Raw genomic sequence first — 24,359 nt, forward strand, 5'->3', positions numbered from 1 at the left:
ATTCAAGATCTTTAGTCTAGAATTAAGCTATTGAACAATTCAACAATTTATGGTTGTCGATCGCCCTATTAAACGCGCAAAGCATCCCTTCATTTCGATGAAACTGTTCTTAGTTGTCCCCTTTACAATTTTGTTAAGTGCGGCAATAGGAACAGTTAGCTATCTGTCTTTTCGCAATGGGCAAATGGCTGTAAACAAAATTTCAGGACAACTTCAGCAAGAAATAAGTTCTAGGGTTAAGGAGCAGGTTCAAAACTATCTAGAAGTTCCACGTTTAGTGACCCAAACTAATACAGATATTATTCAGTTAGGAATGATTGACTTAAATAATCTTGATAGTGCAAAGGGCTATCTATGGAGAATAGCAAGTCGTTTTAAAACTATTAGTGCGATTGCGCTGACTAATGCCAAGGGGGAATATCTTCAGATTAGACGAACAGACAAACCACGAGCTGCAAACTCTCAAGTAGGTGAATCAAATAATCCAGATACTAATGATTTAGATTTAGCTTTTGATAAACAATATTTTCGGGAGAATCCACAGTTTAAAGAGGCTCTCAAAAACAGCAAAAATAACCAGTCGGTATGGCGTGATTTAAATATTAGTCCTGATAATACTGGATTACAACTTAGCTTCAATATTCCTAAATACGATAGTGAAAAAAATTTTATAGGGCTATTAATTTACCAAATTAGCTTAGAGCCAATTCATCAATTTCTACAAACACTACAGATTAGTAAGTCTGGTGTAGTGTTTATCATCGATCCTTCAGGTAAGCTAGTGGCAACTTCGATCGCGAACCAATCAACTGTTAATAAAATAAGCTATGCAGCTAATGGGAAGGAAGATGTAAGGCAACTTATGGCAATAGATAGCACCAACCCTATAATTGCTCAAAGTATGCAATCAATGCAATCTAAAATTAGTAACTTATCAATTATTCAGGAACCAACCCAACTCGACTTTCAAATAAATGGCGAACGATACTTTCTTGCAGTATCTCCAATCAAAGATGAATATGGACTTAACTGGTTAGTAGCAGTAACTATACCTGAATCTGATTTTATGGAACAGATTCATATAAATACACGCGATACAATTCTCATTTCTATATTTGCCTTGATTTTAGCGCTTAGCCTCAGTTTCTGTATTGCTCAAATCATTTCTCGTTTTGTTCGAGATCTCAATACTTCAGCTAAAGCGATCGCTAATGGCGAAATGGATCAATTTGTTGAAGTAAATGGATGTGCTGAGTTAGAAACTCTTGCCAATTCCTTTAACCAAATGGCAATTCAATTACAAAATTCGTTTGAAACCTTAGAAAAGCGAGTACAAGAACGCACCTCTGAATTAGCAGTTGCTAAGGACAAAGCTGAAGTCGCTAATAAAGCTAAAAGTATGTTTATTGCGAATATGAGCCATGAACTAAGATCACCGCTTAATGCCATTATTGGATTCTCTCAAGTGATGCTTCGTTCTAAAAATTTATCCCATGAACAGTATGAAAATGCAGCTATCATCCAACGGAGTGGCGAATATTTATTGAACTTGATTAATAATGTTCTAGATTTTTCCAAAATTGAGGCAGGCAAAACTACTATCAACCCAAAAGATATTGACATCTATCAATTGCTTGATGAGTTGGAAGATATGCTTCAAGTACAGGCTGTGAAATCTGGATTAGAATTGATTGTAGATAGGGGGAAGAACTTACCTCAGTACATTTATACTGACGGGGTGAAGCTACGTCAGGTTTTACTAAATCTGTTGGGGAATGCGATTAAGTTTACACAAGAAGGTGAAGTAATTTTGCGGATTGATTCTGAAGAAAGCTTAGCAGACCAAACCTATACTTTAAATTTTCAAATTAGTGATACGGGGGTTGGAATCGCATCGAAGGAACTAGAAAAACTATTTGAAGCTTTTAGCCAAACTGAATCAGGTCGAGAATCGCAAGAAGGGACAGGATTAGGTTTGTCAATTAGTCGCCAATTTGTACAGTTAATGGGAGGAGATATCAGCGTTACTAGTGAATTAGGTAAGGGATCTACCTTTAACTTCTCAATCCAAGTACAACTGGGCAAGGAAATCATTGCCACAACATTTGATAATCGTCAGGTCATTGCACTCGCACCCAATCAACCATCTTACAAAATCTTAGCAGTAGACGATAAACCGATTAATCGCCAGCTATTAGTTAGGTTGCTTTCTCCATTAGGTTTTGATGTAAAAGAAGCAAGTAATGGTAAGGAAGCGATCGCTATTTGGCAAGAATGGCAACCACATTTAATTTGGATGGATATGCGAATGCCCGTAATGGATGGTTATGAAGCAACTAAATATATCAAATCCACTCCCCAAGGTATTGCTACCGTAGTCATCGCTTTAACTGCTAGTGTGCTAGACCAAGAAAAAGCAGTCATTTTAGCAGTAGGTTGTGATGATTTTGTGCGTAAACCTTTTAAAGAACAAACAATTTTTGCAGCACTAAATCAATATTTAGGCGTGCAGTATATTTACGAAGAAACTGCTGATACTCAAACAAGCGATCCCAATGATTCTAAAATCAATTTAGATTTGTCTGTCATGTCTGATGAATGGTGCTCAAAAATATGTGAAGTGGCTCTAGAGGGAGATAGCAACCTTGTTAATCAATTAATTAAGGAAATTCCTAATCAAGAATCAGATATCGTGAAATTACTAGAAAAATTTGCTTGTCAGTTTCAATTTGAAGAATTGGCAGAGTTTATTATAGGAAATTCACGCTATGTCCCAACTACTTAGTGAGTATTCTGTGCAACTAAATTTTCCACCAGAAACTAAAGGTAATATTTTATTAATAGACGATCTACCTGAAAATCTCAAATTATTGACTGAGTTACTCTCTGAGCTTAATTACACAGTTCGTAGCGCCATTAATGGTGCTAGAGCCTTAAAAAGCGCAAAGGCAAAGCTTCCTGATATTATCCTGCTTGATATTCATATGCCAGAAATGGATGGATATCAAGTTTGTCAAGCCTTTAAGTTAGATGCTGAGCTTTGTGACATTCCCATTCTGTTTATTAGTGCTTTAGATGATACTTTTGATAAGTTAAAAGCCTTTCAAGTTGGGGGAGTAGACTATATTACTAAGCCATTTCAAATGGAAGAAGTTGTGGCGCGGCTAGAAACGCACCTAACGATTCAAAGGCAAAAGAAGAGATTGCAAGATGAAATCGCTAAACGGAAGCAAACTGAGTTGGTTTTACAGGAGGCAAACCGTAAGTTAGAATTGCTAGCAAATTTAGACGGATTAACGCAAATCGCCAACCGCCGCCGCTTTGACAATTATTTAGCTCTGGAGTGGCAGCGTCATCAGCGAGAACAGCATTCTCTTACTCTCATTTTCATCGATATTGACTATTTCAAGCGCTACAATGACACCTACGGACATCAAGGTGGGGATGATTGTTTAATGAGGGTAGCTCAAGCGATCGCTAAAGTTCCACAGCGTCCTACAGATTTAGTAGCCCAATACGGAGGGGAAGAGTTTGCGGTGATTTTGAGCAATACGAATCTAGATGGTGGGCTGAAAGTTCACAGCTATCCAAAGCCAAATTTTAAATCTTGGAATCCCTCATCAAAGCTCTGAGGTTAGTGAGTATGTGCCCCTGAGTATAGGTGTAGCAAGCCTAATTCCCACATTAGAGCTCAATTTGGGAACTCTCATTGCTAATGCTGATCAAGCATTGTATACAGCTAAAAGTCAGGGTCGGAATCTGGCGATCGCCTACCAGATATTGATACCTTGATCACCAAACACAACTATAGCAACGCAAGAGATAGATAGGACAAATCAAAACCAAAAAGATGAGTGGCGGTGCTTCGCACCGCCACTCATCTTTTTGGTTTTATGTCCTAAGCAAAACTTACATTGCTATAAGGCTTTACCTTAGTATGTTTGACGGCACATTGATTTTACCTGAGTTATAGTCATCCCACGCTTGCCAAAGTAATCTTGCTCTCTTTTCTCCCGTCTCCTCATAGGCTTGGATTTCCGCCCTTAATAATTTTTTCATCAATGGACGTTTAGCTAAATCCAATAATTCCTGTAGTTCCATTTCCGAAAAATTAGATTCTAATCTTGCCACATACTGAGATTCAACATACTTCCATCCAGCTACTCGTGCCAAAGTTTTTTGCAACCAAGCACTAAATTTAGTTCTTGAGCCATTTACAATAGAAATGTCAACACTGTTCCAAAAATATAGGTCGTACTGTTTACCAATCCCCAATTCAACTAGAACTTCTCTGGCTAGTTGCTTTTTTGATTTTAGGGGGACAGTAATCGATGTAGGGGAATCTTGGCTAGTTTCAGCACTAGCGATCACTGTAAATGATGCAAAGGAAACACAGGCTATTAGCCATAAATGCGGCAGAATAAGCAGACTAATAAGAGATGACTTAAGCTTTCTCATATCGATCTTCAAAATATAAGCTAAGGAATTTATGTTAGTGAAGTTTACCTCACAGGCAAATTATTTGAAAGTCCGCCAATGGCGGACTTTCAAATTTGGTTTTATGTCCTAAGCAAAACTTACATTGCTATATAACTACGACATTGTGAGAAGATTTAGCAGTAAGAAATCCAGTTATGTTTTCGGCTAATACACCAATAATATAGATCAATGAGATATCTGCTGCGTCGCTTTTTTTCTTGGTTTGCGATCGCCCTAATCACACTAACCACACTATTTGCCTGCACCAATGGCAAAATCATCAATAACGTTAATAGACTGGGGATTAGCGATCGTACCGATGAGCGTATCGTCTTAGGTACAACCAGCAAAATTCGTACTCTCGACCCAGCCGATGCTAACGAATTTTTTATTAGCAATATTTTCTACAATACGCTCGAACGTCTTTACACCTACAAAGAAGGCTCCAACGAGGTAATTCCACAACTAGCGGCGGATATGCCCAAGGTTAGCGAAGATGGCTTAACTTATACCGTACCTGTGCGGACAGGGATCAAATTTCATGATCGCACCAACTTTAATGCCTACACGATGAAATTCGCATTGGAACGCTTCATAAATTCTAAAGGTGCGCCAGCATATATCTTGAGTGATGTGATTGAAGCTATTTCTGCACCGAGCGAGACTGAACTAATTTTTAAGCTCAAACAACCTTTACAATTTTTCCCAAAGTTTTTAGCTTTTACAGGCGCAGCAGCGATTTCGCCACAGGTTTACAAACACATTAAAGATGAAAAGACAGGCAAACTACTATTTTTACCCGATAAATTAGTAGGAACTGGACCCTATCAAGTTACCCAGTTTGTTGAGGGTAGTTACTTGCGTTTAGATACATTTCCTGATTATTGGGGTAAAAAGCCTGCCAATAAAGGATTTGATATTCAGTTTTTCTCCTCTAATTCCAACTTACTTAATGCATTTAAAACGGGTGCTGTCGATATTGCATTTCAGACCCTTACACCAACTCAGGTCAAAAATCTAGAAATTAACGCGAAACAAAATGGCTGGACGATTGCCTCAGGTCAAGGTGCAACCATTTTGTATATGGTACTAAATACTCAACAAGCACCACTAAATGACGTGCGTGTGCGTCAAGCATTATCTGCGGCGATTGATCGACCTCTTCTAGAGTCACGTATATTTCTTAATCAGCGTGCACCACTGTATAGCTTAATTCCTAGTGCTTTTAAAGAGTCTAAGCCTGTATTTGAACAAAAATATGGGGATGGTAACGGCAAACTAGCGCGGCAATTGCTGGAATCAGCAGGATATTCTGACGATAAGCCTGCTCAAATTACCATTTGGTACTCCCCAAAATATGGTGGTAATGGTGACTTAATCGCCAGTACGATGCGTGCTTCAATTCAAAAAAATGTCGGCAAAATTTTGCAGATTAAAACTGAGCGCGTAGAAAATACTGTTGGTTATGCTTTTTTGGATAAAGGTGTATATCCTGCTTATTTACTTGATTGGATTCCTGATATTCTCGACCCTGACAACTACATCAAGCCATTTTTAGAATGCGAAGAGGCCGAAGGTGATCGCTGTACAAAAGGAAGTACTCAATTTCAAGGCTCGTTTTATAACAACCCTGAAATGAATGAATTAATTGCCAAGCAGCGTAAAGAGCGCGATGAGGTTAAGCGCTCGCAAATACTTCAAAAAATCCAAGAAATCTTGGCTAAGGATGTACCTTTTATTCCGCTCTGGCAAAACAAAGAATATGCCTTTGCCCAAAGAGGTTTACAGGGAGTCAAAATCGAACCAAATCAACAACTTCCTTACTGGAATATTTCCAAATAACAAAAAGGAGCGCTTGACGCTCCTTTTTGTTACATTTAAAGCACCGCTTCGCGGTACTTTAAATGGCTTATCTAGAGTTGTAATTACTGGCTAGTTTCACTAATCGTTAGACGATATGATGCGCGATCGCCATCGGGTGTACTAACCCAGATTTCATAATTTCCCGCCACCCAAGCACCTGATAGTTCAGGACTTCTACCACTACGACAGTAAATCCCATCTGGACCTTTGACCAGTATCGATAAATTCTGATCACCTGACACTTGCAATGCCAAAAAGCCAAAGTTCTTTTGTACCGTCAAAGTATGGTTTGGTGTCTGCTGTGTTAATCCTTGGCATTGTCCATTAGCTTTACCATTAGCAATAGATGCTAAGGGGATATCCCCACCTGCGCTACCAGTATAGACTAGAGGATCAGGGGTAAATTTAGGGGAGATTGGCTTCAGTACCTCTTGGCTCAAGGTTGGCGATACAGCCAGAAACATTGGTACTAAAGCAGATCCTAGTAAAGCGATCGGGAGTTTCAAGAATTTCATTTTTGACTTATTTCACTCAAAGATAGCGTATAACTAAAAGATTGATTTATATTTTTAGAACCAACCCAAACTTGGTAAGTACCTTTTGGCCAAGATTGATAAGTACCATTAGACAAACGGCGAGATGACTGTGGATTGCGCCCACCTGACTCATCGTCAGCACAGATCACAATACCGTTTGGTCCTTTAATTAGCATAGTTGGATCATCATTGATGTTAGTGGTATAAACCAAAAGATCTAGCACTTGAAATGTCTCAGACAAAGTAATTGTGTGATTTGGTTCAGCGTTAGCAAATCCACGACAATTATCAGCAATTCCTGCAATACTCGCAATACTGACATTACCTCCCCCATTTCCAGTTAAATGTTTTGGATCAGGTCGAAAATTTCGCTCCAAGGAAGTAACATTTTGGGCAAAACTTGGAAATGCGATCACTAAAGCTGCAATAGTTGTCAAGGTTCCCCAACCCAGCTTAAGTTTGGAATACCCGATTTTAGAAACGTTCATACCTGACTCCATGTGGGATGCATTAGTTTAGATGCATTATTTGGTATTCATTGCATTTAGGCATTATGACCTGACCGATGCTGATTTTGTTCCTAAAAACAATTTTATAGCGTTTTTCAAAATGGATTGATATATCAGTTTTTTTGTTTGTGGAGGCACACCTCTATGGGGTGTGCCTCCACAAACAATAGAGATTTATTACATGAAGAAATGTTAAGATGTTGCTGTCATGATGGTATAGAGCCTTGACAGTACAAGATTCTGCCTGTAACTTAGTTGCATACCCGGGTATTCACTGTTCTTAACCACTATGCAAGACAAGCAAAAGGTAACTTTTTATCTCCCCGAACGACTACATCAACAGCTAAAGATTCGTTCTGCTATTGATGGTGATTCGATGTCAGACTTGGCTGAGAAAGCGATTAGCTTTTACCTAGCTCATGCAGATATTGTCGAATCTTCTGGTATTGGGCATACCCATCAAACCTACAACTGTCCGAGCTGTTCTCAAACTGTTGTGATTCGTGATGGTGAACTGCTGGCAATCGGGGGCAATCGCATTCAAGCTTTACCTGTTACTGTTGGCAAAGCTGACAGCCCAGATGAAGAGCTAGTTTCAATTGGTTAGAGTAATTATCTGCACTTCCTAGATTTTTTCTGTAGACAAGGTGAGGACAGAGGCATAAACCTCAGTATTACTATATGCAAGAGCAACTTAGCATTTTAATTCAAGCCCAATATCCCTTGATCTACCTCAACACACCAGAGGAAGAAAGAGCAGAAAGGGCAATTTCAACCATCTCTGAACTGAAGCCAGTACGTCGAATGTTCACATGGACAGTGACACATGGCATCGTTGAGTATGGACAAACTACAGGGGCAGCGCAACATAATACCGAATCTGCGGAAGCAGCTCTGAAATGGATTACACGTGCTGATCAGAAAGATCCTGCTATCTATATTTTTAAGGATATGCATCCTTTCTTAGATCATCCTGTAACTGTTCGTTGTTTACGTGATGCGATCGCTAACTTTAAAGGCACTCAGAAAACAATCATTTTGATGTCGCCGATTCAAGTGATCCCTGTTGAACTAGAGAAGGAAATAGTTGTACTTGATTTTCCTCTGCCAGATATGAAGGCGATCGAAGAAGTACTCGATCAACAACTTGGACAGGTTCGCACTAAGAAAGTGTCATCTGAGACTCGCGAAAAGCTAGTCAGAGCTACCTTGGGTTTAACTCAAGATGAGGCAGAAAAAGTCTACCGCAAAGCTCAGGTCACTAACGGCAAGCTCACCGAAGAGGAAGTCGATATTGTACTTTCTGAAAAGCAACAATTAATCCGCCGTAATGGCATCCTCGAATATATCGAGGATGAAGAAGATTTAGATGCTGTTGGGGGACTCGAAGAACTAAAGCATTGGTTGCAGCAGCGCTCAAATGCCTTTAGTCAGAGAGCTAGAAATTATGGACTACCTCAACCAAAGGGGATGCTGATTCTTGGTGTTCCTGGTTGCGGAAAATCCTTAATCGCCAAGACAACGGCTAGGTTGTGGTCGCTACCATTAATTCGCCTTGATATGGGGCGTGTTTATGATGGCTCAACTGTTGGCAAGTCAGAGGCAAATTTACGTAATGCGCTCAAAGTTGCTGAATCAATTTCACCAATGATCCTATTTATTGATGAGCTTGATAAAGCTTTTGCAGGGGGAGCAGGCTCAGCAGATTCTGATGGTGGCACATCATCAAGGATCTTCGGTACATTCTTAACATGGATGCAGGAGAAAAAATCACCTGTATTCGTGATGGCAACCGCCAACCGTATCGAAAAATTACCAGGGGAATTTCTCCGCAAGGGACGTTTTGACGAACTTTTCTTCGTTGATTTACCTAACGGTGAAGAACGCAGAGATATTTTCAAAATTCATCTGTGCAAGCGTCGTCCAGATGTTGAAAAATTAGACAGATTCGATTTTGAACAACTATCGAAAGTAAGCGATGGTTTTTCGGGGGCGGAAATCGAACAGGCAGTAATCGCTGCCATGTATGAGGCTTTTGCCCAAGATCGGGAGTTTACGCAGCTAGATATTATTTCTGCTGTGAAATCCACTACTCCCTTATCACGCACAATGACTGAGCAGGTTGCTGCTTTGCGTGACTGGGCAAGAATGCGGGCTAGACCCGCCGCTACTTCAGTCGCTGAATATCAGCGTATGGAGTTTTGAAAAGCTTATCCTGCTGTTTCGTAGTCAGCAGGCTTAAGGCTAGATTCTAAAGAATGTCTTATCAAAAGGCAATCGATCTAGCAGCTAACATAGGAGTAAGAACCACCAACACTCTTATGTCTCCCGTTCGAGTTAACAGTCAAGTTCACATTTATTTACAGGAGCAAAACTATTATGTCTCATTTCAGCACACTTCGCACAAAAATTACTGATGCCGAAGTCCTCAAGTCGTCTTTGCGCGATCTAGGTATCAGTGTTAAGACTGAAGCTGATGTTCGTGGCTATAACAGCCAACGCATCCGTGCCGACATTGTGGCAACTCTTGAAGGCGATTATGATTTGGGTTGGTCGCGTAATGCTGACGGCTCATTTGATCTAATCGCTGATCTCTGGGGTGTCGCTAAAAAGCACAATCAGACTGAGCTGATCAATTCGATCAACCAGAAGTATGCTGTAAACAAGGCTCTAACTGAAGTTAAGCGTCCTGGGCTAAGTAATGCCAATGTCAAACTCGTTTTGCAGTAAGGTGTCCAATCTTGCGAGTTAATTATGCAAACTAACAGGCTCGTCATCCTTGACGAGCCTGTTTTTTAATTAATAAAGAAAAGGAGCGCAATGCGCTCCTTTTCTTTATTAATTAATACCAAAGCAAAAAATGGCTACGCCATTTTTTGCTTTGGTATAATCTCTTTACACTATGAGAGTTAGACAATGATTGCCACAATAAAAGCTCAACAAAAATGGCAGCAAACGACTTGGGACGATTATGTAATGCTGCGCGACGACGAGCAAGGCGATCGCTGTAAATTATTTTTTGACAACCAAAAATTGTGGATCGAAATGGGGGCAGAAGGAATTAATCACGCTAAATTTGGCGATTTGTTTGCGATGATTCTCGTCTTTTGGGCAGCAAAATTTCCTGACATCAAATTAAGTACGTTTGGAGGTTGTCAGATGGAAAAGAAAGGCAAGCGGGCTGTAGCTCCTGATATTGTTGTGTATGTTGGTGACGATACGCCAACATGGAAGGCTGGACAGTCGAGATTTATTGATTTAGAGCATCGGAGATCACCTGATCTCGTAGGGGAGATTGCGGATACGACTTTAGCGATCGATTTGGATGAAAAGAAGCGAGTGTATGCTGAACTAGGTATTTCTGAATATTGGGTGATTGATGTCCGCGCTTATCGACTATTTGCGTTCAAGTTAGATGAAAATGGAGTTTATAAACAATGTGAAGTTTCTCAAGTTTTACAAAATTTAGCGATCTCATTATTAGAAAAAACTTTGGAACAGCTAACTACCAAAACTAACACTGAATCTGCAATCTGGTTTTCACAACAAATATAACAATCCTAGCGCGCCCCGAAGGGGCGCACTCTCACACCCCTCCAAATCTTACAGCTCATTTAGGAGCGCTATATAAAGCCCTAAACTTGAGGCGATCGCAGGGCTAGCAACTCAAGTTTAGGGTTTTAATGTAGAATGATGATACATAATTTTTTCCAAAGTCCCCCTCATGGAAATTGCGATCGCCCTATTGCAGCATTACAGTTTTGATCTTGGTGGTTATACTATCAGAGATTTGACTCGCGCATGGGGAGGTTTTAAGCCTGAATGGGTACGCCAAGCTGTAATCGAATCACTGTTTCAAGGAAGATATAAAGCAGTTTCTGTTGATCAGATTCTGCATCTATGGGAACGCAAAGGGGAACCAAATTGTCGTTATAACCGAGAATTTGAGCGTTTAGTTTGTGGTGATGTAGCTGTGATTTATGAAGATCGGATTTTTTACACTCCTCCTCGTACTTCCAATCGTGAAACTGCGATCGCCGAAATTCCTCCATTTAAAGCTATAGAAGAGTCAAATCCCCCACTTCCATTTCCGCGCCGCTCAATGATGGGAACTGCAAAGATCGATAAAGTTTCTCCACAAAGTGCTGATCCTAAACCTCAAAAATATCCTAGTCGGCTTACCAATCCTTCAGGAATGACTGCCCCTACAAAAGTTTATCCTTCAACTTCAAAAGCTGAGTATTCTGAAGTCTATCGTTCCGCTTACGAAAATATGACTTTACTTGCTGAATCTTCAATGTTTGTCGATAAGCTGCGATCAATGTGTAGCGATCGCCTCGTTTTGCCAGCTCCTGAAATTGCCTCTGATCTTGATAAATTAGAAGTCCCTATTGAGAATTAGGTTCGAGCAATCCAAAAGAGTAATGTCGGTGCAAAGCGCCGACATTACTCACTCGAAGCAAAACACAAGGCAGCAGAATAATTTAAATCTATGTGTAATTCTGAGGCAATTAGTTTTAGATTCCAGTTTTGAATTCTCAAATTCTCACCCATAGGACACTCTAGCAGTGAAGTCACATCTATCTGATCAAGAATATTGGCTATACCTTCTCCTGTAGCTTTCCCATAGGCTTCTTTTAGAGTCCATGCTTGATAAAAAGCTAGGTACTTGTCACGATCGTATAATTTGCTAATAACTTTCTGCTCTGAAGGTAAGAAGTAACGCTCAGCAATACTATCAACATCACATTTGGAATTAATAAATTCCAAATCTATACCTATCTCATCATCACTACACAATGCATAGATTGCTAAATCGTGGGAATGCGATAGATTAAAATGAAGCCCGTTGAAATTTTGAATGTAAGGTTTGCCGCGATCGCTATATCCAAATTGAATTGCTCTTGGTTCACAGCCTAGCCTTGACGCTAGAATTTCTCGTAAATTCCCTCTTGCGGCGATAAAATTGCGCTTGAGATATTCACGTTTGAAGCGGTCAGCACGCGATCGCTCATCTTCTGAAAGGAGATGCCAAAGGCGATCACATTCAGTTTGTGAAATATCAAGCCTAGCTTGATAAAGTTGTAAGTCGTGAGACATGATGATCAATTGACAATGGCGCGATCGTGCCAAAATCTAATAATAGCAAAGCAAAAAATGACGCAGCCATTTTTTGCTTTGCTTAAAAAAATTTACTGGGTTTGGTTATCAAATCACAAAAGTGTGACTACACTTTTGTGATTTGATATAAACTTTTTGAACTTGAGATGGGATTAGGTAATCTATGAATTTGCCCCTAGTGATTGGTGCATTAATAGTCTCTTTACTGCTGTTGTGGTGGTTGCTGAGCGTGATTAAAGCTAGCTTCAAAACTGCATTTTTGATAGTTGCAGTGATTTTTGCAATTCAAGTATTAACTGGTGTTGGTCCTCAGCAGATTTTTGCCCAAGTGGGGCAGTGGATGGGTGACTCCATGGGCGGCTTAGGAAAATGGCTCCAGAATTGGGGGGACAAGGGCAAAGTTGATCCAGATCCTAAAAAACAATCAGTAATTTGGGTAATGGAAATAGCGATCGCTCTGATTAACCCATGAAATAAAAGGGGATGCTTTACATCCCCTTTTATGGTGATTAGCCCCCTGCGATCGCAGGAATGATACTTACTTCATCACCATCATTGAGGGCTGTATTAGCACCATCAAGAAAGCGAATATCTTCACTGTTGACATAAAAATTAACAAAACGACGGAGATTACCCTTTTCATCACAAATGCGGGCTTTGATACCTGGGCAACTAGTTTCGAGAGAATCAATAATTGCTTGAACAGAATCACCAGTGCACTCGACAGTGGCTTGATTATTAGTCAATTGTTGCAGTGGAGTAGGAATTAAAACTTTAACAGCCATATTTTTGGATCAATATCAATTCAGATAACTTTGGACTTAGGTTTTACCCAATCATATATAGCGATCCTAAATGAGTTGTAAGATTTTGAGTGTTGTGAGAATGCGCCCCTTCGGGGCGCATTCTCACAACCTATTTAAGATTGCCATAGAGGCGGCGCTTTACGCCGCCTCTATATGATTGGGTTTATATATATTTTAACTTGAGTGCGATTAACGTCTAACTTTGCCAGCAAATCCAGAAGCTTTAAATTGCTTAAGCTCAAGAGGCTCAGGCTGTTCAGCAGGAATTGCTACCATAATTTCAAAATCACTTTTGCCAGCAGGAATCTCCTCAACTGCACCTAGTCGAGCTCTCTCAGGCATAGCATCATTACCATTCGCATCGTAGATCCGCCCAAAAATGTCGGCATTGTACACAACTTTGCCTGATGGGTTGTCGGCATTTCCCTTGATCATGTAGCACTTTGCCGACATGATACCGCCACCGAGCACCATATTTTTACCGACATCACCTGTGCATGGCTCGTAAGTAATATTAGTCAGCTTTATCTGCACACTTGCCCAAGCGTCGGTGCTAAAAGCAAAGGTACAAATACAGAGTAAGAACGCCAAAACGGCAACATTGAAACCCTGTAGGAATTTTTGGATGTTTTTAGTCTTTGCGATCGCCATAAATAAACCTATTTTATAAACCTTTAGATAAAAAATTTTCAGACAAAAGAATGGCTTCTTTGACGTGGTAAAATTCATCTTAGCTCTTGAAGGAGGTCTATTTTTAATGCCACTTAGTCTATTGATTGCAACGTTACCTGAAGCGTATAGAATTTTCGATCCACTGGTAAACGTTCTTCCTGTTATTCCTGTATTTTTCTTGCTACTCGCTTTTGTGTGGCAAGCAGCAGTAGGTTTCAAATAGGTTTCAATTTTAAGTCTTGACTTAATCAAAAAAACTTATAAAAAACTTTTAAGTACGCTCTGTGCATTTATAAAACAAAAACGATATAAGTAATCGGGGTAGCGGCAACGTTACCCCGATTGCTTTCTATTAGTATAAAAGTATTATCTTGAATGAACTATGGAAACCCTTGGTCGTTGGACGAACAAATTTTTGATGTTCAATTTGTTCTTAGTATTTTTCTTTTTTGCTTGGTTGTTGGTTGCCCTCGGCGGCGAAACCCTAAAAATAAATCTGGGGTTAGAACTATGGAGACAACTATGGGAGCCATTAATTCAACCAGTGTTGGGTATTGTGATGGCTGGGGCGATCGCTAGTGGCATCATCTCTAAAGTTAAGCAAAAATTAGCGAAACCCTAGTCATCAAAAAAGGCGCAAAGCGCCTTTTTTCTATACATGTCTTACCCAGCCATTGATCGTGAAGCGACTATCGGCAAAATATTCTGATGGGCAACTGACAGGCAAGACTTCATGCATACAGTGGCTAGGAAAAAAGATGATTGTATTGTTAGTAGGCTGAATCACCTTGCGTGAGTCTGCGGCGACAGAGTAGCCATTTTCGATCTTGCTGTCATAGATGACTAATTCGCCACCAGTAAAAGACTTGGGTTCACGATAATAGTAGTACACATAGGTCAGAATTCTTGAGGAGCAGTCTAGACTACCATTGTCATTATGAATCTTGTAATAATTGCCATGATTATGGGCAGTCATCTGTGACTCAATTTGTCCGATCATAAAGTCTTTGATATCTAAGTGTTTGATGATTTGTGGTGATATCTTTCGTACCAGATTAACCATTAGATCTGAGAATTCAGGAAAATGGGAAAGATAAAAAGATCGTCGATAGTTAGGATCAGAAGCTGAATTTGTAGTAGGAATAAATTTCGGTTGGCTATTAATTGTGTAGCGCAATAGGTCATTTAGTTGGCTTGTTGATAAAAAATCATCAATCAATGCATAGGGAGATGGAATTACCTCTACTTCTGGAGCAATCTTTAAAAGAATAGAATCACTAATTGTTGATTGTTGAGAATCTTGTATTGCGGGTATATGTGTGGGTGTTTGGAAAGTAGTACCATTGTTATCTGTCAATAGGTTTTGTTTTGTATTAATAGCCCAAAAGCTTTCTCCAAACTGATGATCAACTAATGTACATTCAAAGTTTCGCCAAGAAAATTTACAGTTTTGAGGTTGAGATAGTACTTTTTTATTCAAGCTATTAATAAAGATTTCATCAAGGCTTAGCAAAAGTTTTAGCTCAGTGGTTGAAATCCAGAAACCCGAATCAGCAATATGCTTTACATTGTCAAGTCTTTGGATTAAGGAATTAACTTGACAATGAGTATCTTCAGAAATTATTTGGGGTTTTCGATGCTGCGCTTTCATAGGTTTAATGATTACTGTTATTTTATTTGAGCCATGTTATATGACTCAAATAACTCTAATTAGACCAGCTTGGCATTAATAAAATTGGTGGATCATAACTGCTTGTTTGCATATTGCGACTGGTTAGTTTTGACGTTAGCTGATCAGCGATCGCTCCAGAAATCCTGTCAGTACCAGTGATATTTAAAAATGGCAGAGCTATACTGACGTTAGCTTCACTGAGTAATTGATCTAATAGTCTTTCAAAGGAAGCTGGAGTCTTACGAATTGGTAATTCTCTTGTTTCAGGCAAATTGAATTTTTTTCTAGATAAACTACGCAAATCTGCGATCGCCACATCTAAGGTTCCTATAGCATCAACGAGCTTATTATCTTTAGCCTGTTGTCCTGTATAAAGCCGCCCATCCGCTAATTTACGAACTACCTCTAAGTCTAGTTTGCGACCTTTAGAAACGTCGGTGATAAATTCTTGATAAGTACTTTGTAGAAGATCTTGCAGGAGTTGGCGCTCAGGCTCACCTAGTTCGCGAAATGGCGAGAAAATATCTTTGTATGGTCCAGTTTTGATCGTTTGTGGTTGGATTCCCACCCGATCTAATAATTCCTTAGCATTAAAACCGCTTAAAATCACACCGATACTGCCTGTTAATGTACCAGCATTCGCATAAATCTTAGTTGCTGAACTTGCGGCATAGTAACCGCCACTGGTCGCTTGATCGAGCATACTTACGACAACGGGCTTTACTTCACTCAAATCCTTAACAGCTTCGTAAAGTTCTTTGCTTGCACCTACTGTTCCCCCAGGGCTATTAATCGATAGCAATACGCCTTTAACAGATTCTTCTTCAATTAATTCACGAAGACGATCTCGAACTGCCATTGCTCCTGATGCTGATGCCCTTGCTCCAGTAATCGCACCGTCTAATGAGACTAGTTCGAGGCGATCGCGATCGAGTACTTTCTTTAAATTTAACTCCTCATCCATTTGGCGACGCTGGATGCCAAATGTTGCCGAGATGAAACAAATTGCGACTAAAACGAGAGCAATGATGCGATTAAGTTGCATAGGAAATTTTTGTGGCGGCTGCTTTAGTTTAGTATAAAACCCAGAAAGTATAGGTAGTGCATCGTGTCGCCAATACTTTCTGAGTTAAAATCATCATCTGTAACAAAACTACTAATTTAAACAGCTTTTTTGTAAGCTTTCTTCACAATCATGGCTAATAAAGCACTCAACAATCCTTCAACTAAAGCAACTCCTAAAGATAAAGAAATAGTTCGCGATTATTTTAATTCCACTGGCTTTGATCGCTGGCGGCGGATTTATGGCGAAGGTGGTGATGTCAATCGAGTGCAACGCGATATCCGTACTGGACATCAACAAACTGTTGACTATGTTTTGAACTGGTTTAAAAATGACAAGAATGCTGTGGGTCAAACGGTATGTGATGCGGGTTGTGGTACGGGTAGTTTGAGCATTCCCCTCGCAGCAATGGGAGCAAAAGTATATGCCAGTGATATTTCCGAAAAGATGGTGGGTGAAGCCAAGGAACGCGCTGCCAATCCTGAAAACCCTGTCTTTGAAGTCAAGGACTTAGCCACCTTATCTGGAGAATATGACACTGTAATTTGTCTAGATGTATTGATCCACTATCCCGATCGCGATTCTGAATTGATGATTGAACATCTTGCCTCCCTTGCTAAATCCCGATTGATTCTCAGCTTTGCCCCTCAAAATCCTTACTATTTACTAATGAAAAAAGTGGGCGATATGGTTCCTGGTCCGAGCAAGGCTACTCGCGCCTATCTACACAAAGAGTCTGATGTGCGCCGTGTTCTTCAGAAGCTAGGCTTCACGATTAAGCGCAAGGAATTTACTGCTACCTCATTTTATTTCTCTCGCCTAATCGAAGCTGTCCGCAATTAACTAAAAAAATCACCGCCTCTAGACGGTGATTTTTTTAGTTGTAGAACAATCTCATATAATTTACAAAAGACTGCTGAAATAAAACTATGCCTGTCCTTAACGCTAGCACCCTGACATTAGATCAAGTTTATCAATACCTCAAATTTCAGGAGATATCCTATGGCGCTTTCAAATCTTTGCTTCAATTAGAGCCATTATCAGAATTTGAGATTTCTGAACTTACCCAAATTCGTAATGACTTTAAGAACTATCTTAACGATGGGAAGGTGCTAGAGGGCATGGTTATGGCGTTAACGGTGATGCCATTGTTGAGGCTAGCAGGTTTTTATCGCGCTCCGATCAAAATGCGAATGGAACAGGAAATAGATCGGATTAATATTGAAGATGAAGATATTAGTATCACAGGCAGATTAGACCTGATTTGTATTAATAAAAATCGTCCTGCGATTAATGATATTGCTTTTTGGATTTTAGCGATCGAGGCAAAAAATACCAGTATCAGTGCATCGGAAGGCTTACCGCAATTACTTACCTATGCCTATAAAAGTTTAGAACAACAAAAATCCCTTTGGGGATTAACTACCAATGGAGTGTATTACGAGTTTTTCTATATTCAGCAAAATCCTCAAAATGTTGCATCTCCAACTTATCAACCCTTGCCATCATTACATCTAATGGAACCTGAGTCCTCAGAAAAGTTGCTGCAAGTCTTAAAAGCCATTTGCAAATTGCAGAATAGTGTGGGCAATTTATCTGCGGCAATTTAAAAGCTAAAAACTAAGAAGGTATGGCGACGCTTTGCATGGCTGATCGCTTGTAGATTTTAAGCTGTAAGAATTCTTTACATTTTATATTTAGGCGATCGCATAGAAATAGCAGCAAAACCTGTTTGAATAGAAAATGGTGCTTTTATTTCGATTTTTATAATTTCTTTTTGTCTTAAAAATCTCACCTTACAAATTCCACCTTAATTAATTTTTTTACTATCCACCCTCTGTCCTATGGTTGCATCCTCAACAGTTCGCATTAGTTCTCGCAAAAGTCAGCTAGCACTGGTACAAACGCATTGGGTACAAGCGGAACTAAGCAAAGCACATCCCGATCGCCAGTTTGATGTCGTCACCATGAGTACACAGGGCGATAAAATCCTTGACGTGGCATTAGCCAAAATTGGAGATAAGGGCTTATTTACTAAAGAATTAGAAGTCTCAATGCTGACTAAGGAGTCAGACCTTGCAGTACATAGTCTTAAAGATTTACCAACTCATTTACCAGAGGGACTAATTCTTGGCGCGGTAACTGAACGTGAAGATCCTGCCGATGCCTTAGTAGTCCATGAAAAGCTTAAGGATAAAACCCTCGCAACTTTGCCATCAGGTACTGTAGTTGGTACATCTTCACTGCGTCGCTTAGCTCAGTTACGCTATTACTATCCTCACCTCACCTTTAAGGATGTACGCGGTAACCTGAATACGCGCTTGCAAAAGCTTGATTCTGGTGAGTACGATGCCCTAATTCTTGCAGCCGCAGGTTTGCGTCGTTTGGGAATGGGCGATCGCGTACATGAGGTAATCGATGGAGAAATTTCACTTCACGCGGTCGGACAGGGTGCGTTAGGAATTGAGTGCCGTGCTGAAGACCCCGATATCTTGGCTTTATTTACGCCAATTATCCACTATCCCACCACACAACGCTGCCTCGCTGAGCGTGCTTTCTTGCGTGAACTTGAAGGTGGTTGCCAAGTTCCTATTGGTGTAAATACTTCCATCACTGCTGATAAACTCACTTTAAAAGGAATTGTCGCGAGCCTTGATGGGAAGACTCTAGTTAAGGGCGAAGTAACAGGCGATCTGACTAATCCTGAAGCGATCGGTGCAGAACTTGCTGACGACTTAAAATCTAAGGGCGCTCAAGATATTCTCAATAAGATCTTTGCTGAAGTGCGTGCTTAGATACGTACAGTAAAATCAAGAACCAATTTTTTGTGGCACAAAAAATTGGTTCTTGATTTAGTAAAACTTTAATACCAATTTATGAAAGAGTAACAACACTCTCGTGAGTTAAAAGTTAGACTCAGTAAGGTTTTTTAAACACAAAATGGCATGGCTATTTTGTGTTTTGGTGTAAGTTCGTGCTTTAAAAAGCGAAAAAGAGAGTAAAATTGTAGATTCCTAAACAAGTTTTTGTAGGTTGTAGTACTCACAGCACAGCAACCTGTAAAAATCAATAATTGAGTTGATAGCGTTGTGCAGTCTGACTATTTAGAACGAATTCTCAAAGCTCGCGTGTATGATGTCGCGCAAGAATCTTCCTTAGAATTGGCTCCCAATCTATCGGCAAGATTAAATAATCGACTGTTACTTAAAAGAGAAGATATGCAATCGGTTTTCTCCTTTAAGTTACGTGGTGCGTATAACAAAATGGCGCAATTGCCCCATGATTTGCTCATGAAAGGTGTAATCGCTGCGTCAGCAGGAAATCATGCTCAGGGTGTGGCTCTTAGCGCTCGTGAGTTAGGTACACAAGCAATTATTGTCATGCCCGTGACTACACCACTGGTGAAAGTAAATGCGGTAAAAATGCGTGGTGGTGAAGTAGTCTTACATGGCGATACCTATGACGATGCCTATGCCTATGCCCGTCAACTGGAAACAGACAAGAATTTAACTTTTATCCATCCCTTCGATGATCCTGATGTGATTGCGGGACAGGGAACGATTGGTATGGAGATTTTGCGCCAGTGTCAGAAGCCAATCCATGCGATTTTTGTGGCGATCGGTGGTGGTGGACTGATTTCGGGTGTGGCAGCCTATGTAAAGCGGCTACGTCCTGAGATTAAAATTATTGGTGTGGAACCTGTAGATTCTGATGCAATGTCGCGATCGCTACAGGCTGGACATCGAGTGCGCCTCGATCAAGTTGGTTTATTTGCTGATGGGGTGGCGGTGCGCGAAGTTGGTAAAGAGACCTTTCGGCTTTGTCAGCAATATGTCGATGAAATCTTGCTAGTTGATACCGATAATACCTGTGCAGCGATCAAGGATGTTTTTGAAGATACACGCTCGATTTTAGAACCTGCTGGAGCCTTGGCGATCGCAGGTGCGAAGGTCTATGTTGAGCGTGAAGGCATCGAAGGACAAACCCTAGTAGCGATCGCCTGTGGTGCGAATATGAACTTCGATCGCTTACGGTTTGTTGCCGAACGTGCCGAATTGGGGGAAAACCGTGAAGCCATTTTTGCGGTAACCATTCCCGAACAGTCGGGAAGCTTGCGGAAGTTTTGCGAACTTCTGGGCAAGCGGAACTTGACTGAGTTTAGCTATCGGATTGCTGATCAAGAAATTGCTCATATTTTTATTGGCGTGCAGATTGTCAATCGTGCTGATGCCGCAAATCTAGCAACTACTTTTGCTGAGAATGGATTTACCGCGATCGAGATTACTGATGATGAACTCACGAAACTACATTTGCGCCATATGGTTGGCGGGCGATCGCCACTTGCCAATAATGAGCTACTCTATCGCTTTGAGTTTCCTGAGCGTCCAGGTGCTTTGATGAAGTTTGTCGGCTCAATGAGTCCTAACTGGAATATTAGCCTGTTCCATTATCGTAATAATGGTGCAGATTATGGAAGGATTGTTGTGGGCGTGCAAGTACCACCATCAGAAATGGAAGAGTGGCAAGCATTTCTCGATACTCTCGGTTATCGCTACTGGGATGAAAGCCAAAATCCAGTCTATAAGTTATTTTTAGGTTGAGTTTTGTTTGCTACTTTTCAACTGATATTATTTAGGGACGCGCAATAAAACAAAGAAGCAATTTTTGTTAGCATGGCAAACCGTGACACAAAAAATATGGTTCTTTATGTTTTGCTATTAGATTAGGCATTAGAGCAATAGTTCGTTTAGGAGCATATATTTTATGGGCGAGTCAAAACGCCGTAAGCAAGTATTAGGCGAAAATTATGGCAAAACTGAGCCGATTGCGTCTTGGATACCTTTTTTGACTAGAGATAAAGCCGAAACATTTGTGAGAGTCTCCACCCAAGCTGCTTGGTATGGCATTGGTGCAACTGCCTTAATCTGGGTGACAATTCGGTTTATTGGTCCCGCCTTTGGATGGTGGCATCTTGCTGATTAATCTATGACCTGTCATTTACTGATTCCTGCGGCGGGTAGCGGCAAACGCATGGGAGCAAACTGCAATAAGTTGCTGTTACCTCTACTCGGCAAGCCAATTTTGCAATGGACTCTAGAAGCAGCGATCGCATCAGAGGCGATCGCTTGGATTGGCGTAATGGGACAGCCCCATGACTATCCAGAATTCCAAAAGATTTTTAATGAGATCAGTCAGCTTAAGCCCATTCGACTGATTCAAGGTGGAGCAACTCGACAAGCTTCGGTATTCAATGGCTTAAAAGCTTTGCCGACAGACTGCGATCACGTCTTAATCCATGATGGTGCGAGATGTTTAGTGACACCTGAACTATTTGATCGTTGTGATGTGGCTCTACAAAAGATGCAAGGTTTTATTGCTGCTGTCCCAGTCAAAGATACGATTAAAGTCGTCGATGGCTTGACCATTGTCGATACCCCCAATCGCGATCATCTTTGGGCGGCGCAAACACCCCAAGGTTTTCAATTAGACGTAATCAAAAATGCTCATCTCACCGCCTTGGAACTAGGTTGGGAAGTTACTGATGATGCGGCTTTATTAGAAAAAGTTGGTTTAGCAGTACAGATTGTTATGGGTGAAGAGACTAATCTCAAAGTGACTACGCCACAAGATCTAGCGATCGCTGAATTCATTTTAAACCAGCGGAATTGATATAGTTGTCGCCATTCTTGTTAGTAAAATAGTGTAAGGCGGCGCGAAGCGCCACCTTACAGGTTTACTTTGTACTGATACAGGTGGCTATAGCTATAAAAAAGATGACATCCCAAGCTGAGTCTTTAAGATTAAGATGAGTGCTTAGGGGTTCACCGTAAAACAAAGAACTGATTTTTGATGGTATAACGAAGCCACGCCATCAAAAGTCTGTCTCTTAATTTAAGCCACTCATTTTAAATTCTAAGATTTGAGACTTCTCAATACGACCAAGAGTTCCGAATCTTCACGCTTAAAAACAGGCAGAAATTCAATATGCTTATAACGGATGATGCCATGAATATCGATGATGCAATAGGCGCGTTTACTGCCAAACAAACTGGAAACCCCGTACTTTTTGCAAACCTCTTGGTTGCGATCGCTTAGCAAGGGGAACTGTAAACCTAACTTTTTAGAAAACTCAATATGTTTTTCAATTGGATCGGTGCTAATACCAAGGATTTCTGCGCCAGCTTCCCGAAATTTTGTCCAATCATCCGCAAAACACTGCATCTCACTAGTGCAAAGAGGAGAAAAATCTCCTGGATAAAAGGCTAGTACAACATTGGTTTTACCTTCGTAGCGGCTGAGGGTAATATCACCGCGATCGCTAGGTAAAGTAAAATCTGGAGCTTTTTGACCGACTTCGACAGACATAGAGTTTCCTGTATTACCTTTTGATTTGGGGTTTAGACTGGAGCATAGTATTTGTTTCACAGCCACTCATCATCTTATCAACAATACCTACCATGGAAAGCCCTGACATTAATTCTCCTAGTCATGTCATAACTGTTCAGCTATCTAGTGAACTATATGCAAGCTTGGTCGAAAAAATTAAAATTACTGGTAAAACGGAGTCAGAGTTAGTAATTCAGGGCTTACATTATATTTTGGGTAATACGCTAGAACAAACTTTTGTTCAACAAGAAGAATTTGACCGCTTTTCGGCTTTAGAAGCGTCCTTAGAACAAAAGCTCAAACAATATGTAGAACATTTGATTAAAGATCGAGTTTCATCATCTGAGGTAGCTGAAAATTTAGCCCAAGAACATCTTGACTCAGATTTAGACAAAAATAGAAATATGCCAATCCCCACGATTCGACCATTACAAGTTGGCGATCGCGTACTAATTTTGGAGCCAGATAGTCCTTACTACATGGCAAAGTTACTGGTGACAAGGACTAGTTTAATTCGAGCAACGGTGGATACTGAAACAGGCGAGAAAACATTTTTAAAACGAGATTTGCGATTTGTGGAAGCTGCTAATGATACCAATGAATAGTTAGGTTAGTTGTCTATGGCGATGTTTGTAATGTTGTGGTGTGCGGTGCGAAGCGCCGCCCATCATTTTTTGATTTTGTGTGAAGTCTTTGGTGATCGTAAAACTTTAATAATAGCTAACCCTGTAATAGCGCCATAGATTAATCCTTGCAAAGCACTAGCTAAGATCGTTAACCTCAATGTATAGCCGAAGTATAGACCTAACGTACTTAGAGATAAGGCAATCGGACTTGCAAAAAACCATAGTCCTGCTGCGCGAAATGATTTGAGTAATTGCCATTGGCAAATACTGACAATCAAGCCAATGATCGCAAAATCAACCATCAAAATTGAGAGTGATGGCAAGCTTTGTACCTGAGATCGCCACGATAGGGCTGGTACAAAAAAGACAATAGTTAGCCCGATAATCCAGCCACACAGAGTTAACGGTAGCCACCATTCCTTTTTTGGGGTAAAGCGATCACGCAAAACTACAGACTGAGCGATAGCAACCCCTACCCCATGCAGTATTTCATTGAGAAAAATACGCGATCGCAGATCATAAGGATCTTGCCAAACGAGGATAGGTAACATCGCATTGCCAATAACATTTGCAATCAGCCATAGCCACCAAAAGCTCTTTCCTACTTTTTTTGACATAGACTTTT

Annotated in this window: 29 protein-coding genes; 19 read left to right on the forward strand and 10 right to left on the reverse strand. The window is 40.4% G+C overall.

The window, feature by feature from the left end:
• The first annotated feature begins 49 nt into the window (after positions 1–49).
• The 3 genes from ABM313_RS16735 to ABM313_RS16745 are packed head-to-tail and all read left to right on the forward strand — an operon-like array spanning position 50 to position 3,792.
• Positions 50–2,785, forward strand: coding sequence for an ATP-binding protein (locus tag ABM313_RS16735; protein ID WP_434684302.1), 2,736 nt, complete (start codon positions 50–52; stop codon positions 2,783–2,785).
• A complete protein-coding gene (locus ABM313_RS16740; protein ID WP_434684303.1) occupies positions 2,769–3,632 on the forward strand; it encodes a diguanylate cyclase domain-containing protein in 864 nt (287 codons plus the stop codon). Before ABM313_RS16735 ends, ABM313_RS16740 begins: the two co-directional genes overlap by 17 nt.
• Positions 3,613–3,792 (forward strand): diguanylate cyclase domain-containing protein, encoded by a 180-nt coding sequence (locus ABM313_RS16745; RefSeq protein ID WP_434688507.1) that lies wholly within the window; start codon positions 3,613–3,615, stop codon positions 3,790–3,792. Before ABM313_RS16740 ends, ABM313_RS16745 begins: the two co-directional genes overlap by 20 nt.
• Before the next feature lie 135 nt (positions 3,793–3,927).
• Here the strand turns inward: ABM313_RS16745 and ABM313_RS16750 are convergent, their stop codons facing one another.
• The gene (locus tag ABM313_RS16750) at positions 3,928–4,458 is read right to left on the reverse strand and encodes a DUF2059 domain-containing protein (protein WP_434684304.1); all 531 of its coding nucleotides are present in this window, start codon (positions 4,456–4,458) and stop codon (positions 3,928–3,930) included.
• 210 nt (positions 4,459–4,668) lie between these two features.
• On the opposite strand from ABM313_RS16750, the gene ABM313_RS16755 reads away from it, so the two are divergent.
• The gene (locus ABM313_RS16755; protein WP_434684305.1) at positions 4,669–6,321 is read left to right on the forward strand and encodes an ABC transporter substrate-binding protein; all 1,653 of its coding nucleotides are present in this window, start codon (positions 4,669–4,671) and stop codon (positions 6,319–6,321) included.
• Between the two features lie 83 nt (positions 6,322–6,404).
• On the opposite strand, the gene ABM313_RS16760 is transcribed toward ABM313_RS16755, so the two are convergent.
• Positions 6,405–6,857: a hypothetical protein gene (locus tag ABM313_RS16760; RefSeq protein ID WP_434684306.1), complete on the reverse strand. Its 453-nt coding sequence runs from the start codon at positions 6,855–6,857 to the stop codon at positions 6,405–6,407.
• Positions 6,854–7,366 carry a hypothetical protein gene (locus ABM313_RS16765; protein ID WP_434684307.1) on the reverse strand — a complete coding sequence of 171 codons (513 nt, stop codon included), beginning with the start codon at positions 7,364–7,366 and terminating at the stop codon, positions 6,854–6,856. Before ABM313_RS16765 ends, ABM313_RS16760 begins: the two co-directional genes overlap by 4 nt.
• 310 nt (positions 7,367–7,676) lie before the next feature.
• Between ABM313_RS16765 and ABM313_RS16770 the strand changes: the two genes are divergently transcribed.
• The 5 genes from ABM313_RS16770 (at position 7,677) to ABM313_RS16790 (ending at position 11,789) form a co-directional block, all read left to right on the forward strand.
• Complete coding sequence (locus ABM313_RS16770; RefSeq protein WP_434684308.1) at positions 7,677–7,994, forward strand: hypothetical protein; 318 nt, start codon at positions 7,677–7,679, stop codon at positions 7,992–7,994.
• A 74-nt stretch (positions 7,995–8,068) separates the two neighbouring features.
• On the forward strand, positions 8,069–9,592 hold the full coding sequence (ycf46, locus tag ABM313_RS16775) for a stress-responsive protein Ycf46 (RefSeq protein WP_434684309.1): 1,524 nt from the start codon (positions 8,069–8,071) through the stop codon (positions 9,590–9,592).
• Between the two features lie 174 nt (positions 9,593–9,766).
• Complete coding sequence (locus ABM313_RS16780; RefSeq protein ID WP_094535623.1) at positions 9,767–10,117, forward strand: DUF1257 domain-containing protein; 351 nt, start codon at positions 9,767–9,769, stop codon at positions 10,115–10,117.
• Between the two features lie 186 nt (positions 10,118–10,303).
• Entirely contained in the window at positions 10,304–10,942 is a 639-nt protein-coding gene (locus ABM313_RS16785; protein ID WP_434684310.1) for a Uma2 family endonuclease, read from the forward strand.
• A gap of 169 nt (positions 10,943–11,111) precedes the next feature.
• Positions 11,112–11,789 (forward strand): hypothetical protein, encoded by a 678-nt coding sequence (locus ABM313_RS16790; protein ID WP_434684311.1) that lies wholly within the window; start codon positions 11,112–11,114, stop codon positions 11,787–11,789.
• Positions 11,790–11,833: 44 nt separating this feature from the next.
• Here the strand turns inward: ABM313_RS16790 and ABM313_RS16795 are convergent, their stop codons facing one another.
• Positions 11,834–12,487, reverse strand: coding sequence for a 4'-phosphopantetheinyl transferase family protein (locus ABM313_RS16795; protein ID WP_434684312.1), 654 nt, complete (start codon positions 12,485–12,487; stop codon positions 11,834–11,836).
• Positions 12,488–12,671: 184 nt separating this feature from the next.
• Between ABM313_RS16795 and ABM313_RS16800 the strand changes: the two genes are divergently transcribed.
• Positions 12,672–12,980, forward strand: a complete 309-nt coding sequence (locus ABM313_RS16800; protein ID WP_094535627.1) for a hypothetical protein — start codon at positions 12,672–12,674, stop codon at positions 12,978–12,980.
• Positions 12,981–13,017: 37 nt separating this feature from the next.
• Here the strand turns inward: ABM313_RS16800 and ABM313_RS16805 are convergent, their stop codons facing one another.
• Together ABM313_RS16805 and ABM313_RS16810 are read right to left on the reverse strand one after the other, a co-directional pair.
• Positions 13,018–13,293: a MoaD/ThiS family protein gene (locus ABM313_RS16805; protein WP_190578634.1), complete on the reverse strand. Its 276-nt coding sequence runs from the start codon at positions 13,291–13,293 to the stop codon at positions 13,018–13,020.
• A gap of 210 nt (positions 13,294–13,503) precedes the next feature.
• Entirely contained in the window at positions 13,504–13,965 is a 462-nt protein-coding gene (locus tag ABM313_RS16810) for a hypothetical protein (protein ID WP_434684313.1), read from the reverse strand.
• Between the two features lie 106 nt (positions 13,966–14,071).
• Here ABM313_RS16810 and ABM313_RS16815 point away from each other — a divergent pair, with 106 nt between their 5' ends.
• Positions 14,072–14,209 (forward strand): photosystem II reaction center protein K, encoded by a 138-nt coding sequence (locus tag ABM313_RS16815; protein WP_009627037.1) that lies wholly within the window; start codon positions 14,072–14,074, stop codon positions 14,207–14,209.
• Positions 14,210–14,368: 159 nt separating this feature from the next.
• Positions 14,369–14,608 carry a hypothetical protein gene (locus ABM313_RS16820; RefSeq protein WP_281006750.1) on the forward strand — a complete coding sequence of 80 codons (240 nt, stop codon included), beginning with the start codon at positions 14,369–14,371 and terminating at the stop codon, positions 14,606–14,608.
• A gap of 30 nt (positions 14,609–14,638) precedes the next feature.
• On the opposite strand, the gene ABM313_RS16825 is transcribed toward ABM313_RS16820, so the two are convergent.
• Together ABM313_RS16825 and sppA are read right to left on the reverse strand one after the other, a co-directional pair.
• Entirely contained in the window at positions 14,639–15,637 is a 999-nt protein-coding gene (locus ABM313_RS16825; RefSeq protein ID WP_434684314.1) for a 2OG-Fe(II) oxygenase, read from the reverse strand.
• A 55-nt stretch (positions 15,638–15,692) separates the two neighbouring features.
• Positions 15,693–16,703, reverse strand: coding sequence for a signal peptide peptidase SppA (sppA, locus tag ABM313_RS16830; protein ID WP_434684315.1), 1,011 nt, complete (start codon positions 16,701–16,703; stop codon positions 15,693–15,695).
• 150 nt (positions 16,704–16,853) lie between these two features.
• On the opposite strand from sppA, the gene bchM reads away from it, so the two are divergent.
• From bchM to ispD, 6 genes are all read left to right on the forward strand, one after another.
• Positions 16,854–17,564: a magnesium protoporphyrin IX methyltransferase gene (gene bchM, locus ABM313_RS16835; protein WP_434684316.1), complete on the forward strand. Its 711-nt coding sequence runs from the start codon at positions 16,854–16,856 to the stop codon at positions 17,562–17,564.
• An 86-nt stretch (positions 17,565–17,650) separates the two neighbouring features.
• On the forward strand, positions 17,651–18,331 hold the full coding sequence (locus ABM313_RS16840; RefSeq protein ID WP_434684317.1) for a restriction endonuclease subunit R: 681 nt from the start codon (positions 17,651–17,653) through the stop codon (positions 18,329–18,331).
• 234 nt (positions 18,332–18,565) lie between these two features.
• Positions 18,566–19,516: a hydroxymethylbilane synthase gene (gene hemC / locus ABM313_RS16845; protein ID WP_434684318.1), complete on the forward strand. Its 951-nt coding sequence runs from the start codon at positions 18,566–18,568 to the stop codon at positions 19,514–19,516.
• 294 nt (positions 19,517–19,810) lie between these two features.
• Positions 19,811–21,322 carry a threonine ammonia-lyase, biosynthetic gene (gene ilvA, locus ABM313_RS16850; protein ID WP_434684319.1) on the forward strand — a complete coding sequence of 504 codons (1,512 nt, stop codon included), beginning with the start codon at positions 19,811–19,813 and terminating at the stop codon, positions 21,320–21,322.
• A 163-nt stretch (positions 21,323–21,485) separates the two neighbouring features.
• On the forward strand, positions 21,486–21,704 hold the full coding sequence (locus ABM313_RS16855; protein WP_434684320.1) for a DUF2839 domain-containing protein: 219 nt from the start codon (positions 21,486–21,488) through the stop codon (positions 21,702–21,704).
• Positions 21,705–21,707: 3 nt separating this feature from the next.
• Positions 21,708–22,391 (forward strand): 2-C-methyl-D-erythritol 4-phosphate cytidylyltransferase, encoded by a 684-nt coding sequence (gene ispD / locus ABM313_RS16860; RefSeq protein ID WP_434684321.1) that lies wholly within the window; start codon positions 21,708–21,710, stop codon positions 22,389–22,391.
• A gap of 243 nt (positions 22,392–22,634) precedes the next feature.
• Here the strand turns inward: ispD and ABM313_RS16865 are convergent, their stop codons facing one another.
• Positions 22,635–23,087, reverse strand: coding sequence for a peroxiredoxin (locus tag ABM313_RS16865; RefSeq protein WP_094535637.1), 453 nt, complete (start codon positions 23,085–23,087; stop codon positions 22,635–22,637).
• 92 nt (positions 23,088–23,179) lie between these two features.
• On the opposite strand from ABM313_RS16865, the gene ABM313_RS16870 reads away from it, so the two are divergent.
• Positions 23,180–23,713 carry a hypothetical protein gene (locus tag ABM313_RS16870; protein ID WP_434684322.1) on the forward strand — a complete coding sequence of 178 codons (534 nt, stop codon included), beginning with the start codon at positions 23,180–23,182 and terminating at the stop codon, positions 23,711–23,713.
• A gap of 62 nt (positions 23,714–23,775) precedes the next feature.
• Here ABM313_RS16870 and ABM313_RS16875 read toward each other — a convergent pair whose 3' ends face one another.
• On the reverse strand, positions 23,776–24,351 hold the full coding sequence (locus ABM313_RS16875; protein WP_434684323.1) for a hypothetical protein: 576 nt from the start codon (positions 24,349–24,351) through the stop codon (positions 23,776–23,778).
• Positions 24,352–24,359 lie beyond the last annotated feature (8 nt).

This window comes from Pseudanabaena minima str. Chao 2107 (assembly GCF_051131155.1).
Lineage (GTDB): Bacteria > Cyanobacteriota > Cyanobacteriia > Pseudanabaenales > Pseudanabaenaceae > Pseudanabaena > Pseudanabaena minima.

What these genes read in the sequence shown, in the direction of transcription:
- ABM313_RS16735 (WP_434684302.1), top strand. Translation starts at nt 50, where the DNA reads ATGGTTGTCGATCGCCCTATTAAACGCGCAAAGCATCCCTTCATTTCG.
- ABM313_RS16740 (WP_434684303.1), top strand. Translation starts at nt 2,769, where the DNA reads ATGTCCCAACTACTTAGTGAGTATTCTGTGCAACTAAATTTTCCACCA.
- ABM313_RS16750 (WP_434684304.1), bottom strand. Translation starts at nt 4,458, where the DNA reads ATGAGAAAGCTTAAGTCATCTCTTATTAGTCTGCTTATTCTGCCGCAT.
- ABM313_RS16755 (WP_434684305.1), top strand. Translation starts at nt 4,669, where the DNA reads ATGAGATATCTGCTGCGTCGCTTTTTTTCTTGGTTTGCGATCGCCCTA.
- ABM313_RS16760 (WP_434684306.1), bottom strand. Translation starts at nt 6,857, where the DNA reads ATGAAATTCTTGAAACTCCCGATCGCTTTACTAGGATCTGCTTTAGTA.
- ABM313_RS16765 (WP_434684307.1), bottom strand. Translation starts at nt 7,366, where the DNA reads ATGAACGTTTCTAAAATCGGGTATTCCAAACTTAAGCTGGGTTGGGGA.
- ABM313_RS16770 (WP_434684308.1), top strand. Translation starts at nt 7,677, where the DNA reads ATGCAAGACAAGCAAAAGGTAACTTTTTATCTCCCCGAACGACTACAT.
- ycf46 (WP_434684309.1), top strand. Translation starts at nt 8,069, where the DNA reads ATGCAAGAGCAACTTAGCATTTTAATTCAAGCCCAATATCCCTTGATC.
- ABM313_RS16780 (WP_094535623.1), top strand. Translation starts at nt 9,767, where the DNA reads ATGTCTCATTTCAGCACACTTCGCACAAAAATTACTGATGCCGAAGTC.
- ABM313_RS16785 (WP_434684310.1), top strand. Translation starts at nt 10,304, where the DNA reads ATGATTGCCACAATAAAAGCTCAACAAAAATGGCAGCAAACGACTTGG.
- ABM313_RS16790 (WP_434684311.1), top strand. Translation starts at nt 11,112, where the DNA reads ATGGAAATTGCGATCGCCCTATTGCAGCATTACAGTTTTGATCTTGGT.
- ABM313_RS16795 (WP_434684312.1), bottom strand. Translation starts at nt 12,487, where the DNA reads ATGTCTCACGACTTACAACTTTATCAAGCTAGGCTTGATATTTCACAA.
- ABM313_RS16800 (WP_094535627.1), top strand. Translation starts at nt 12,672, where the DNA reads ATGAATTTGCCCCTAGTGATTGGTGCATTAATAGTCTCTTTACTGCTG.
- ABM313_RS16805 (WP_190578634.1), bottom strand. Translation starts at nt 13,293, where the DNA reads ATGGCTGTTAAAGTTTTAATTCCTACTCCACTGCAACAATTGACTAAT.
- ABM313_RS16810 (WP_434684313.1), bottom strand. Translation starts at nt 13,965, where the DNA reads ATGGCGATCGCAAAGACTAAAAACATCCAAAAATTCCTACAGGGTTTC.
- ABM313_RS16815 (WP_009627037.1), top strand. Translation starts at nt 14,072, where the DNA reads ATGCCACTTAGTCTATTGATTGCAACGTTACCTGAAGCGTATAGAATT.
- ABM313_RS16820 (WP_281006750.1), top strand. Translation starts at nt 14,369, where the DNA reads ATGGAAACCCTTGGTCGTTGGACGAACAAATTTTTGATGTTCAATTTG.
- ABM313_RS16825 (WP_434684314.1), bottom strand. Translation starts at nt 15,637, where the DNA reads ATGAAAGCGCAGCATCGAAAACCCCAAATAATTTCTGAAGATACTCAT.
- sppA (WP_434684315.1), bottom strand. Translation starts at nt 16,703, where the DNA reads ATGCAACTTAATCGCATCATTGCTCTCGTTTTAGTCGCAATTTGTTTC.
- bchM (WP_434684316.1), top strand. Translation starts at nt 16,854, where the DNA reads ATGGCTAATAAAGCACTCAACAATCCTTCAACTAAAGCAACTCCTAAA.
- ABM313_RS16840 (WP_434684317.1), top strand. Translation starts at nt 17,651, where the DNA reads ATGCCTGTCCTTAACGCTAGCACCCTGACATTAGATCAAGTTTATCAA.
- hemC (WP_434684318.1), top strand. Translation starts at nt 18,566, where the DNA reads ATGGTTGCATCCTCAACAGTTCGCATTAGTTCTCGCAAAAGTCAGCTA.
- ABM313_RS16855 (WP_434684320.1), top strand. Translation starts at nt 21,486, where the DNA reads ATGGGCGAGTCAAAACGCCGTAAGCAAGTATTAGGCGAAAATTATGGC.
- ispD (WP_434684321.1), top strand. Translation starts at nt 21,708, where the DNA reads ATGACCTGTCATTTACTGATTCCTGCGGCGGGTAGCGGCAAACGCATG.
- ABM313_RS16865 (WP_094535637.1), bottom strand. Translation starts at nt 23,087, where the DNA reads ATGTCTGTCGAAGTCGGTCAAAAAGCTCCAGATTTTACTTTACCTAGC.
- ABM313_RS16870 (WP_434684322.1), top strand. Translation starts at nt 23,180, where the DNA reads ATGGAAAGCCCTGACATTAATTCTCCTAGTCATGTCATAACTGTTCAG.
- ABM313_RS16875 (WP_434684323.1), bottom strand. Translation starts at nt 24,351, where the DNA reads ATGTCAAAAAAAGTAGGAAAGAGCTTTTGGTGGCTATGGCTGATTGCA.